Source organism: Pseudohaliea sp. (assembly GCF_054552115.1).
In genome coordinates this window covers 26,889-38,127 of sequence record NZ_JBTOLW010000033.1, presented here as the reverse complement: position 1 = coordinate 38,127, position 11,239 = coordinate 26,889, and the positions used below count along the sequence as shown (strand labels likewise).

General features: G+C 68.4%; 10 protein-coding genes and 1 tRNA gene. 5 read left to right on the top strand and 6 right to left on the bottom strand.

The features are described 5' to 3' along the window. Nucleotides 1-145: 145 nt before the first annotated feature. From ACX93N_RS14070 to ACX93N_RS14055, 4 genes are all read right to left on the bottom strand, one after another. Entirely contained in the window at nucleotides 146-598 is a 453-nt protein-coding gene (locus ACX93N_RS14070) for a helix-turn-helix domain-containing protein (RefSeq protein WP_459429071.1), read from the bottom strand. 249 nt (nucleotides 599-847) lie between these two features. After that, a complete protein-coding gene (locus ACX93N_RS14065) occupies nucleotides 848-2,815 on the bottom strand; it encodes a M48 family metallopeptidase (RefSeq protein ID WP_459429070.1) in 1,968 nt (655 codons plus the stop codon). Between the two features lie 24 nt (nucleotides 2,816-2,839). Next, nucleotides 2,840-3,436, bottom strand: a complete 597-nt coding sequence (locus tag ACX93N_RS14060; protein ID WP_459429069.1) for a LemA family protein — start codon at nucleotides 3,434-3,436, stop codon at nucleotides 2,840-2,842. A gap of 40 nt (nucleotides 3,437-3,476) precedes the next feature. Beyond that, entirely contained in the window at nucleotides 3,477-5,600 is a 2,124-nt protein-coding gene (locus tag ACX93N_RS14055; protein WP_459429068.1) for a molybdopterin oxidoreductase family protein, read from the bottom strand. A 181-nt stretch (nucleotides 5,601-5,781) separates the two neighbouring features. Between ACX93N_RS14055 and ACX93N_RS14050 the strand changes: the two genes are divergently transcribed. From ACX93N_RS14050 to ACX93N_RS14040, 3 genes are read left to right on the top strand one after another with little or no spacing between them, the layout of a single operon-like run. Continuing rightward, nucleotides 5,782-7,230 carry a circularly permuted type 2 ATP-grasp protein gene (locus ACX93N_RS14050; protein ID WP_459429067.1) on the top strand — a complete coding sequence of 483 codons (1,449 nt, stop codon included), beginning with the start codon at nucleotides 5,782-5,784 and terminating at the stop codon, nucleotides 7,228-7,230. Next, nucleotides 7,227-8,165 (top strand): alpha-E domain-containing protein, encoded by a 939-nt coding sequence (locus tag ACX93N_RS14045; protein WP_459429066.1) that lies wholly within the window; start codon nucleotides 7,227-7,229, stop codon nucleotides 8,163-8,165. The genes ACX93N_RS14050 and ACX93N_RS14045 overlap by 4 nt, the downstream gene beginning before the upstream one ends. Then, complete coding sequence (locus ACX93N_RS14040) at nucleotides 8,162-9,181, top strand: zinc-binding metallopeptidase family protein (RefSeq protein WP_459429065.1); 1,020 nt, start codon at nucleotides 8,162-8,164, stop codon at nucleotides 9,179-9,181. Before ACX93N_RS14045 ends, ACX93N_RS14040 begins: the two co-directional genes overlap by 4 nt. On the opposite strand, the gene ACX93N_RS14035 is transcribed toward ACX93N_RS14040, so the two are convergent. Beyond that, the gene (locus ACX93N_RS14035) at nucleotides 9,159-9,908 is read right to left on the bottom strand and encodes a proteasome-type protease (protein WP_459429064.1); all 750 of its coding nucleotides are present in this window, start codon (nucleotides 9,906-9,908) and stop codon (nucleotides 9,159-9,161) included. The two genes, ACX93N_RS14040 and ACX93N_RS14035, sit on opposite strands and share 23 nt — an antisense overlap. A 205-nt stretch (nucleotides 9,909-10,113) precedes the next feature. Here ACX93N_RS14035 and ACX93N_RS14030 point away from each other — a divergent pair, with 205 nt between their 5' ends. Beyond that, nucleotides 10,114-10,704 carry a carboxymuconolactone decarboxylase family protein gene (locus ACX93N_RS14030; RefSeq protein WP_459429063.1) on the top strand — a complete coding sequence of 197 codons (591 nt, stop codon included), beginning with the start codon at nucleotides 10,114-10,116 and terminating at the stop codon, nucleotides 10,702-10,704. A gap of 28 nt (nucleotides 10,705-10,732) precedes the next feature. Then, on the top strand, nucleotides 10,733-11,170 hold the full coding sequence (locus tag ACX93N_RS14025; protein ID WP_459429062.1) for a hypothetical protein: 438 nt from the start codon (nucleotides 10,733-10,735) through the stop codon (nucleotides 11,168-11,170). On the opposite strand, the gene ACX93N_RS14020 is transcribed toward ACX93N_RS14025, so the two are convergent. Further along, a tRNA-Leu gene (locus tag ACX93N_RS14020) sits at nucleotides 11,149-11,235 on the bottom strand. The two genes, ACX93N_RS14025 and ACX93N_RS14020, sit on opposite strands and share 22 nt — an antisense overlap. Between the last annotated feature and the right edge of the window lie 4 nt (nucleotides 11,236-11,239).

Sequence of the window (11,239 nt, the reverse complement as noted above, 5' to 3'; positions counted from 1 at the left end):
GGGCGGAAGTGGGGTGGGGGTGGTTTCGGGGTCTGTTGGTGGGGGGGGGGGGGTGGGGAGTGGCGGGGGGGCACGAAAGTCCCCCCCCCCCCCCCCCCCGACGCCGCCTGCGCTGTGGCAAATCCCCCGGCACGCCGCCAGGACATCAGCGCCCGCTTTCCTGCCGGTAGTCCGCGAAGCCCTGCCCGGTCCAGCGGCGGAAGGCGCGGTAGAAGCTGTTGACCTCGTTGTAGCCCAGGGCGTCGGCCAGGCACTTGCCGGGCAGGCGGCGCTCGGCAAGGAGCCGTTCGCAGCGGTACTGGCGGGCGCGGTCGAGCAGGAACTGGTAGCTGGTGTGGTCGGCCCGCAGGCGGCGGCGCAGCGTGGTGCCGCTGATACCGAGGCGCTCGGCGACGAGATCGGCGCGCAGGCGCGACAGGTCGCCCTCCAGCAGCAGGCGCAGCACCTGTTCCGTGGTCCGCGACAGCGGGAAGTGTCTCGGCTTGTCCAGGGCCGGATCCGGCCGCACGGGCAGCGGCGGGATGGCCGGCAGCGGGCCGAGCTTGTGACTGTGGGGGAATTCGACGTGGGCGCGCGACGGCGCTGGCGTGCTTCGCATGACCGTACCTCCATGTGCGGTAGTGGCGATGTGTTATCTGCACCGGCGGCACCGCGGCGGAGCGATCCTTGCTCTTGCCCTGCGACGCCATCGATCCGGCACCATCAAAACCTTAGCAGAGCTTTGCCGTTTTGGTAGCTTCGGACCGGTTACGGATGAAACCGGCCGATGAGGGTAGGTCCGCGTCGGCGCCCCTGCAGCGGTTGCGGGCCCGTTTTCGTGCCGGTGCCGGTTTGCGGACCTCCCTGCTTACAGCGGCGGGGCTTTCAGATTCTCCGGCAGCGGGCAGTCGATCACCGCGGCGATGCTGGCGAGGATCTCGTACTCCACCGGGCAGAGGTGGCCGTTCTCGCTTGCGGCCTCGCCCATGGCCTTGAGAATCCGCGGCTTCAGGAGGGGGTAACAGTCGGCGAGCGTGTGCACGGCTTCGCTGAAGGCGCGGACCGAGAGCGACTCCCGGGGTTTGAGCGTGAGGTTCGGCAGGGCCAGTTCCCCGCGGGCCAGGGCGAAGGCCGCTCGCGCTTCGCCGCTGCCTTCGTGGGCGAGCACCGAGAGCACCTCCCGGAGCGGGTCGGCCACCTTGCGCAGGCGACCATAGCGCGGCCGGCTCGGCGTGACCTGCACGAACTCCGGGTCGAGATAGTGCCGCACCAGCTGGTACAGGCACCACTCGAGGAGCTCCGTGCGCCGGTCCGCGTGGATCACCGCGAGCAGCGTCTCCTTGAAGGTGCGGTACTGCGGGGCGCTCATGGTCCTGAGCGCCGGCAGGCAGCGGTTGACCAGCGGCAGGCGCAGGCCGGCGGGGAGGGCGGCGAGGCCGGGCGACACCGTGTTCACCAGCGTGGCCTGGCCGGGCACCTCGCGCTCGGCGATGAGCGCGAGCTGGCGGTCGCGGTGCCCAGGGTCCACGCTGATGAGCAGCCCGAGGACCAGGGAGGAGGCGCCGAGCGGGTCATCGACGTGGGCGAGAAGCCCCGGCGGAATCACCGGCGGCGGTGCCGCGGGCGCGCCGCCGTCGGCGGCTGGCGGTCTTTCCCGGGGCGGCAGCCCGGAGGAAACGGGAAAGCCCCGTGCGGCCTCCGCTGCGGCCACGGCTGCTACCAGCGCCTCCCGGCCCGGGCGGTACTCCACGTCCGCGCTCTCGATGCGGGTGTTCGGGTAGTGGCGCACCTTGCGCGTGATGTATTCCCCGTCCCAGCGCGGCTGGATGCGCCGGATGCGCGCGTCCAGCGGCGGGTGCGTGGCGAAGCCCTGCCACAGGCGGTGGGTGACGGCGCCGAAGAACATGTGCGACAGCTCCGCGGCCCGGGCCCGGTGCACGAGTGTGCCCGGCACGTAGCCGCCGATCACCTTGAGGGCGTCGGCGATGCCGTCCGGGTCGCGGGTGAACTGGACGGCGCCGGCATCTGCAAGGAATTCTTTCTGCCGGCTGATGGCGGCCTTGATGAAGCCGGCACAGGTGCCGCCGATCCAGCCGATCACCAGAAGCCCAAGGCCGAATACGGGCAGGGCGGCGCCGCTGTTCTTGCTGCCGCGGGTGCCGGTGCGCACCCGGTGCCGGTGCGTGCCGGCGCGGAGCAGGAGGTAGCCGATATCGCCGATGAAGGTGATGCCCTTGAGCAGGGCGGCCAGGCGCACGTTGAGACGCATGTCGCCGTTGAGGATATGGCTGAACTCGTGGCCGATGACGCCCTGCAGCTCCTGGCGCTTCAGGTGGTGCAGGGCGCCGCTGGTCACCGCGATCACCGCGTCGGCCTGGGTCACCCCGGCGGCGAAGGCGTTGATGCCGCGCTCGTCCCTGAGCAGGTAGAGGTCCGGCACCGGCATGCCGGCGGCGAGGGCGATCTCCTGCACGATGTTCAGGGCGCGGCGCTCGTCCGCGTCGCGGGTCTGCGGCAGCACCCTCTCCGCACCGAGGGTCTCGGCAATGGCCCTGCCGCCGGCGGCCAGCTGCAGCCATTTCACCAGCGAGACGATGAACACGCTGCCGACCACCACAGCGCTGATGGCCCCGAAGCGGTCCCAGGAGAGTTCCCGGAGGAAGCCGGCCCAGCCGCCCCGGCTGCCGGCATACACATTGTAGTCCTCGGAGAAGAACAGTAAACCGGCGACCAGCAGGTTGGTGAGTAGCACCAGACCGACGACGGCCAGGGTAAAGAGAAGCACCAGCAGGCGCGTGTTGCGCCGGGCCAGCTCCTGCTGGGCGAAGAAGTCCACCGCGTCCGGCGTCGCCGCGCCGCGCTAGAAGGAAACGCGCGGTGCCGCCTGGATCTGCGGGCTGTCGTCGAATTCCAGGAGTTCGGCGTCACTCGGGTGGCCGAAGGTAGCCGCCAGCACCACCGGCGGGAAGCTCTGCCGGTAGGTGTTGTAGGCCATGACCGCGTCGTTGTAGCCCTGGCGGGCGAAGGCCACGCGGTTCTCGGTGCTGGTGAGCTCCTCGGAGAGCTCCAGCATGTTCTCGCTGGCCTTGAGGTCCGGGTAGGCCTCCATGGTCACGTTGAGCCTGCCGAGGGCACCCTGCAGGGCGTTCTCCGCGCCGGCGAGCTCGGCAAGGGCGGGGCCGCTGCCGCCGCCCTCGCCGATGGCCGTGAGCAGCGCGGCCGCCTCATTGCGGGCGGTGGTGACCGCGTCCAGCGTCTCGCGCTCGTGGGTCATGTAGCCCCTGGCGGTTTCCACCAGGTTGGGGATCAGGTCGTAGCGCCGTCTGAGCTGCACCTCGATCTGGGCGAAGGCATTCTGGTAGCGGTTTTTCAGCTTGACCAGGGTGTTGTAGATGGCGATGAGATAGATCACCAGGGCAAGGATCACCAGCCATAACACGATGCTTGTCATTTCCATGGCGTTTCCCTCGGGACGCGGTGGGCGCGGCGAGCGGCTCTCAGAACGCCGCAGCGAGGGTGACCGGCACCCCGTTCACGGCGGCATTGCCCGAAAGGGCGTCGAGCCAGCGGTCGTCCGTAACATCATTGCACGATACGCCGGCCTTGGCACGGGCCGTGCCGAGACGCACACCCTCGCGGTCGTGGCCATAGCCGTGGGGCAGGCTCACCACTCCGGGCATCACGCTGTCCGAGGCCTCCACCGTGACGGTCAGCTCCCCCGTGCGCGAGGCCAGGCGGGCGCGGTCGCCATCCTTCAGCCCGTGGCGATCGAGATCCGCCGGGTGCACGAGGAGCGTGCAGCGGTCCCGGCCCTTCACCAGCCGGTGATAGTTGTGCATCCAGCTGTTGTTGTCGCGGACGTGGCGCCGGCCGATGAGACGCAGGTCGGCGCTGCCGGCCGCCGGGTCGCCGTCGAGTTCGTTACGCAGGCGCTCGAGATCCGCAAGCAGCAGGGGCACGGCGCAGTCGATGCGCTTGTTCGCCGTGAACAGGCGGTCCGGGAGCTGGGGTTTCAGCGGGCCGAGGTCCACCCCGGAGGGGTTTGCCTTCAGGGTCGCGAGGTCGAGCTGGTGCTCGCTGCCGCTGCCGTAGGGGCCGAAGCGGAGGCCCAGGTCGACCATCTCCTGCGGCGTCATCGGCTTGCGCGGTTCCTCGCCAAGGGCCGCCGCCACGCGCTCGCCGAGCGCCGCGAAGATCTCCCAGTCGTGCAGGCTGCCCTCGGGCTTGTCGAACACCGGCTCGCTGTAGCGCGCCGTGTTGCGGATGGCATTGATGTGAAAGCCGATGTCGTAGTGGTCGTGCTCGAGCGGCGAGGTCGGCGGCAGGATGATGTCCGCGTGCCGCGTGGTCTCGTTCAGGTACGGGTCGAGGCTGACCATGAACTCGAGCTGCTCAAGGGCGGCGTCCAGGGCGCGGCCATTCGGCGTCGACAGCACCGGGTTGCCGGCCCCCGTGAACAGCGCGCGCACGCGGCCCGCCCCCGGGGTGGTGATCTCCTCGGCCATCACCGCCGCCGGCAGCTCCCGGTCGAACTCCGGCAGGCCGCGCACGCGGCTCTGGTGGCGGTTGAAACCACCGGGGCCGGTGTTGCTGACCTGGTCCATGGCCGGCAGGGTGAACAGGGAGCCGCCGGGCCGGTCGAGGTTGCCCGTGGCGATGTTCATCACCTGGATGAGCCACTGGCAGAGTGCCCCGAAGGCCTGCGTCGACACGCCCATGCGGCCGTAGCAGATGGCGGCGTCCGCAGCGGCGAAAGCGCGGGCGATGGTGCGGATCGCGTCGGTGGCGATCCCCGTCGCGCGGCCCACGGCCTCCGCCGTGAACGGGGCGAGCGCCGCTGCGACGGTATCGAGGCCGTCTAGGAAGGGCGCGAGCTGGCGCGGGTCGGCGAGCTTCTCCTCGAACAGCGTATTGAGGAGCGCGGCCAGGAAGAGGGCGTCGCTCCCCGGGCGGATGAAGTGGTGCTCGCTGGCAAGCTGAGCGGTTTCCGTCCGCCGCGGGTCGATGACCACCAGGCGGCCGCCGCGGGCGGTGAGGTCCTTGATGCGCCGGCGCACGTCCGGAACCGTCCAGATGCTGCCGTTCGAGGCCACCGGGTTGGCGCCCAGCATGAGGAAGTACTCCGTGCGGTCGATGTCCGGGATCGGGAACAGCGATTTGTGCCCGAACAGCCACAGGGACGCCAGGTGGTGCGGCAGCTGATCCACGGAGGTGGCGGAGAAGCGGTTCTTCGTGCGGAAGAAGCGGAACAGGTTGTTCTGGTGGGTCATCATCCCGTAATTGTGGACCGTGGGATTGCCCATGTAGATGCCGATGGCGTCGACACCGTGCTCCCGGTAGATCGCCAGCAGGCGCTCGGCGGTCGTGTCCAGCGCCTCCTGCCAGCTGATCTCTTCCCAGCGCGTGGCGTCGCCGTCGCGCACTTTCTTCACCGGGCGGCGCAGCCGGTCCGGGTCCTCGTGGATATCGCGCAGCGCGATGGCCTTCGGGCAGATGTGCCCTCGGCTGAGCGGGTCGTCGGGGTCACCCTTGATGGAGACGACGCGCTCGTCCTCGGTCTCGATGAGCAGGCCGCAGATGGCCTCGCAGAGGTGGCAGGCGCGGTGGTGGGTCTGGCGCATGGTGTTATCGTTCTCCGGCAGCGATTGTTCCTCGATTGCAGGCAGTGTAGCGCGACCATGGGGCTTTTTGGTTAGATAGGGTTGATTGCCCGGGACACGGCCGGCCCGGCGAGCCGCCTGTTTCTCTCGCACGCCAGACATGCACGCCGGCCCCGCGCCGGGCCCGTGCAGGGGAGAACCCATGGATGAGAGCTGGAAGGGGTACCGTTCGGCGCCCTACTATGACGAGCTGATTACGGAGAAGGGCCACCCGCGGACGGCCGCCCGGGGCGCCGTCAACCTGCTGCGCCGCCTGCCCGCCGAGGAGCTCGCCGCCCGCCGCGCTGCCGCTGCGGCGGCTATCCGGGAGATGGGCATCTCCTTCACGGTGTACACCGAGGGCGGCAACATTGACCGCGCCTGGCCCTTCGACATCATTCCCCGGATTATCACGGCCCGGGAATGGAACGCGGTGCGCGAGGGCCTGGTACAGCGCAGCCGCGCCCTCAACTGCTTCATCGACGACATCTACCACAAGCAGAAGATTCTCGCCGACGGCATCATCCCGGCGGAGATCGTGCTCGAGTCCAGCAACTACAAGCCCCAGTGTGCCGGCGCCGCGCCGCGCTTCGGGGTCTGGGCGCACGTCTGCGGCTCCGACCTGATCCGCGACGCCGACGGCCACCTGTACGTTCTCGAGGATAACCTGCGCGTGCCCTCGGGCGTCTCCTACATGGTGGAAAACCGGGAGATCACCAAGCGCGTGCTGCCGGAACTGTTTGAGAACTACAGCATTCTGCCCGTGGACGACTATCCCTCGCAGCTCTACCAGATGCTTGCCTCTCTCTCCCCGCGGGAGCGCAAGCGCCCCTGCGTCGTGGTGCTGACGCCGGGCATCTACAACTCCGCCTACTTCGAGCACGCGTTCCTTGCCCAGGGCATGGGCGCGGAGCTGGTGGAAGGCGCTGACCTCTTTGTCGGCGACGACGACTGCGTCTACATGCGCACCGTGGACGGACCGATCCGCGTGGACGTGATCTACCGCCGCATCGACGAGGATTTCATGGACCCGGAGGCCTTCCGCGAGGACTCCGTCCTCGGCGTGCCCGGCCTCATGCGCGCCTGGCGCGGTGGCAGGGTGGCGATCGCCAACGCCCCGGGCTCCGGCGTCGCCGACGACAAGGTCGTCTACGCCTATGTGCCGGAAATGATCCGCTACTACCTCGGCGAGAAGCCGAAAGTCCGCTCCGTGCCCACCTACCTGTGCCACCGCCAGGCCGACCGGGACTATGTGCTCAAGAACCTCGACAAGCTGGTGGTGAAGCCCGCGAACGAGTCCGGCGGCTACGGCATCATGGTCGGCCCGCACGTCGATGCGGCCACGCGCAGGAAGTTCGCGAAGCTCATCGAGAAGCATCCGCGCAACTACATCGCCCAGCCGACGCTGAAGTTGTCCACGGCGCCCACCTGCCTTGATGGCGGCATCGAGCCGCGGCACCTGGACCTGCGTCCCTTCATCCTCCAGGGCCGGGATGCCTGGGTCACGCCCGGGGGGCTCACCCGTGTTGCCATGGTGAAGGGCTCGCTGGTGGTGAACTCCTCCCAGGGGGGTGGCAGCAAGGATACCTGGATCGTGGAGGGGCGGGCATGACCATGCTGTCGCGGGTGGCCGAGCGGGTGTACTGGATGGGGCGCTATCTCGAGCGCGCCGAATGCACGGCGCGGCTGGTGGACGCCTACCACCACCTGGTCATGGATATTCCCCGCGGATCGCAGCCCGGCTGGGACATCCTGGTGCGCATCCTCGACGCCGGACCGCTGGCCTCCGAGCACTTCCGCGTGGCGAACGAGGCCAACGTCATCCGGCTGCTCGTCGCCGAGGAAGGCGCGGCCTGCAGCATCCCCTTTGCCGTGCGCACGGCACGGGAAAACGTGCGCACGACCCGTGACGTGCTCCCGGAGGAGGTCTGGGAGCTGGTCAACGAACTCTACCTTTTCACCCGCGAACAGGCCGAGAAATCCGTCGGTCGGCGCCACCGCCAGGTGTTCCTGCAGGAGGTCGTGAGCCGCACCCAGGTGATCAACGGGGTCTGGCGCAACACCCTGTGCCGGGACCACAGCTACCGTTTCATCAAGCTCGGCCAGCTCCTCGAGCGCGCCGACATGGCCACCCGCATCATCGACGTCGGCGCCGCCGATATCCTCGGCCGCGAGGGTACGCAGCGGGCCCTGGACCACCTGCTCTGGGGAACGCTGCTCAAGTCCCTCTGTGCCCTGGGCCCCTACCGGCGGCGGGTGGGCCCGCTGGTGGAGCCGGGGAGCGTGGTCGACTTCGTGTTCATGGAACAGTCCTTCCCGCGCTCCGTGCGTTTCTGCCTGCGCGGTGTCCGCGAGGAGCTCGGGCCCCTCAAGGGCAACGAGGACGCGCTCCGCGTCATCGAGCGCGCCCGGCGCAAGCTGCGCCGTTTCTTCCGTACGGACTGGGAGCGGGAGGAGCTGCATGCCTTCATCGACGACCTGCAGGGGGTCCTCAACACCTTGAACGACGCTATCAGCGACCGCTGGTTCCGGTTCGAGCATCGATGAAGCGCTTCCGCTGTGACTGCGGCAGCCAGGTCTTCTTCGACAACGGCCACTGTCTCTCCTGCGGGGCCCGCCTCGGCTTCGACCCGGCGGTGCGCGAGGTTCGCCCCCTCGCGCCGGCGGGCGACGGCGTGTACACCGATCGCAACGGCCGGGCCTTTCGCTTCTGCGCCAACGGCGAGGACTTCGGGGTCTGCAACTGGCTGCGCCCCGCCGAGCAGGCGCACCCGCTGTGCTTCGCCTGCCAGTTCAACCGCACCGTGCCCAACCAGTCCCTGCCCGGCAACGACCGCCGCTGGCGCGTGCTCGAGGAGGGAAAAAAGCGCCTGTTCTTCACCCTCATGCAGCTCGGCCTGCCCCTGGTCAGCGGCTGGGTGGACGAGCGTCTCGGCCTGCTCTTCGATTTCATCGAGGACGGCCGCTCCCGGAAGATTTTTGCCGAGACCTTCGCCTCCACGGGGTACCTGGGCGGCGTGATTACTATCAATACGCTGGAGGCGGACGACGTTGCGCGCACCGCGGTGCGCAGCCAGATGAACGAGGAATACCGCACGGTGCTCGGCCACCTGCGCCACGAGAGCGGGCATTACTACTGGAGCCTTCTCGACCCGGACGCGACGACGCGCGCCGAGTTCACTGATCTGTTCGGGGACGAGCAGGCGGACTACGCAGCGGCGCTCGCGGCGCACTATAAAAACGGGCCTGCGACCGCCTGGCATGAGCGCTACATCAGTGCCTACGCCAGCGCCCATCCCTCGGAGGACTGGGCCGAGTGCTGGGGGCACTACCTGCATATCTACGACGCGCTGGAGACCGCCGCGGCCCAGGGGCTCCTGGGCCGGTCGCCGGATACCATGACCATGGCGCAGCGCATCAATGCCTGGCGGGGCCTGTCCACGACCCTTAACGAGCTCAACCGCAGCGTCGGGCTCGGTGACGCCTACCCCTTCGTGATCAACGAGGTGGTGGCCGGAAAGCTGGCCTTCGTCGACAGCGTCATCCGTCGCCTTCGAGCATAGCCGACAGCGACGGCAGCCCCTCGAAGGCGCTGCGGATGTTGTCGTCCCAGCTCTGGCGCAGCTGTGCCAGGTAGGGGTGATTCTCCTCGAGCATGAAGTAGCGCTCCTGCGGCTCGAGGCTGCCCCTGCGGTAGAACAGGCACTCCAGCGGCGGGCCCACGGTGGCGTTCGAGCGCATGGTCGAGTCGATGGAGACCAGGGCGCAGCGCATGGCCGTCTCCACCGGGGTGTCCGGGCGGATGATCCGGTCGAGGATGGGCTTGCCGTACTTGGTCTCGCCGATCTGCAGGTAGGGGTACAGGTCCGAGGCGGTGATGTGATTGCCCTCGGGATAGACCATGTACAGCTCCTGCTCGTGCCCCTTGATCTGCCCGCCGACGATGAAGGTCGCCGTGGCATTGAAGCCGGCGTTGGGGCCGCCCTTCTTGGCGTACTTGTCCTGCTCGGCGAGGCTGAGCGTGCCCAGGTAGTCGGCGACGTCACTGACGTAGCGGGCGTTGAAGATGTTGAACTCTGCGTTCTCCTCGAGATCGCGCTGGATCTGCGCGACCACGGCCTGGCTGGTGGCGAGGTTGCCGGCGGTGAGGATGACCAGGGACCGGTCGCCGGGCACGGCGAAGCGGTGCATCTTGCTGTAGGTGCTGACGCGGTCAGGGCCGGCGTTGGTGCGCGAATCGGAGCAGAACACCAGGCCCTCGTCCAGGGCGATCGCGAGGCAATAGGTCATGGGCGGGATGGTTTCCTCGGAGGGTCGCTCTGTGGTGACCCGCGGACTATAAAGCCAGCGCGAGACCAGGGGCAACGCCCCCGGCGCTTGACTTCTTTCGCGGGTCGGCGTAACCCGGGCGTGGGTCGCGACAGCGTTTTTTCAAGCGACCAGTCCGGTAAAGCGACGAGCCCGGGAAGACGACCCCGGGAATAAGGAGAGCACCATGAGCCGCCTCAGCAAACTACCCCCCGAGCAGTGGGACCCGGAACTGCGCGCCATGACCCAGGCCGACAGCGCCTCGGTGATCGAGCAGGGCATTACCCGCATGCTCGCGCTGTCACCGGCCATGGCGAAGGCGGCCATCGGCTTCGGCGCGGGCGTGACCTTGAACCGGACGCTACCGGAGCGCCTCATCGAGCTGGTACGCCTGCGCGTGGCTTTCCACAATCAGTGCCGTAGCTGCATGGCCATCCGCTACCAGGCCGCGGCCGACAGCGTCGACGAGGGCCTGGTCTGCTCCCTGGAAACCCCCGAGGAAGCGCCGGACCTGTCGCCGGCGGAGAAGGCGGCGATCGCCTTCGCCGACCGCTTCGCCACGGACCACCTGTCCATCACCGACGACCGCTTCGATGCTTTGCGCGAGCACTTCAGCGAGGCCGAGATCGTGGAGCTGATGGTCCACTGCGCGCTCTACGTCGGCATGGGCCGGCTGGCTGCCGTGCTGGATATGACGGAGGAGCTACCCGAGGGCTATCGAAAGCCCTTCGGCGAGACCGTGACGCCCTGGGCCGATGCGCCCGTGCCGGTCCGCTGACTTTCCCGGACAGAAGAAGGCTTGCTCAATGACGATAGCGGAATGGGTGGCGCTCGGCGGGTTCGCGGTGGCCGCCATGGCCATGCTGCTGGTGACGCAGACGAAGGAACGAGTGGCCTGGCCCGCCTGGCTCGTGCCAGCCGGCCTTGTTGTCCCCTTTGCGGCGCTGACGGCCTATGCGGTTTTCACGGAAGAGCTGTTCGGCTTCTGGCCCCTGCTGACGCGATCACCCTGGGGACTGCAGGCGTGGTTCGACCTGCTCATCTGCCTGACGGCGGCATTCTTCCTTCTGCAGAACCGTGCTCGGGCCGCGGGCATGAAGTCCGAAGTCTGGGTGCTCGTGGTCATGACCACGGGCGGCATCGGCCTGCTGCTGATGCTGGCGCGAACGGTCTATCTGGAGCTGCAGCAGGGAGCCGGTGATGAGGCGGGCCCGGAAACGAATGGTGCCCAGGAGAGGACTTGAACCTCCACGGCCTTGCGGCCACTAGCACCTGAAGCTAGCGTGTCTACCAATTTCACCACCTGGGCACGG

Bases quoted from the DNA above. Each gene is read 5' to 3' on its own strand.
- ACX93N_RS14045 (WP_459429066.1), top strand. From the start codon at position 7,227: ATGACCATGCTGTCGCGGGTGGCCGAGCGGGTGTACTGGATGGGGCGC.
- ACX93N_RS14070 (WP_459429071.1), bottom strand. From the start codon at position 598: ATGCGAAGCACGCCAGCGCCGTCGCGCGCCCACGTCGAATTCCCCCAC.
- ACX93N_RS14060 (WP_459429069.1), bottom strand. From the start codon at position 3,436: ATGGAAATGACAAGCATCGTGTTATGGCTGGTGATCCTTGCCCTGGTG.
- ACX93N_RS14035 (WP_459429064.1), bottom strand. From the start codon at position 9,908: ATGACCTATTGCCTCGCGATCGCCCTGGACGAGGGCCTGGTGTTCTGC.
- ACX93N_RS14030 (WP_459429063.1), top strand. From the start codon at position 10,114: ATGAGCCGCCTCAGCAAACTACCCCCCGAGCAGTGGGACCCGGAACTG.
- ACX93N_RS14025 (WP_459429062.1), top strand. From the start codon at position 10,733: ATGACGATAGCGGAATGGGTGGCGCTCGGCGGGTTCGCGGTGGCCGCC.
- ACX93N_RS14050 (WP_459429067.1), top strand. From the start codon at position 5,782: ATGGATGAGAGCTGGAAGGGGTACCGTTCGGCGCCCTACTATGACGAG.
- ACX93N_RS14055 (WP_459429068.1), bottom strand. From the start codon at position 5,600: ATGCGCCAGACCCACCACCGCGCCTGCCACCTCTGCGAGGCCATCTGC.
- ACX93N_RS14040 (WP_459429065.1), top strand. From the start codon at position 8,162: ATGAAGCGCTTCCGCTGTGACTGCGGCAGCCAGGTCTTCTTCGACAAC.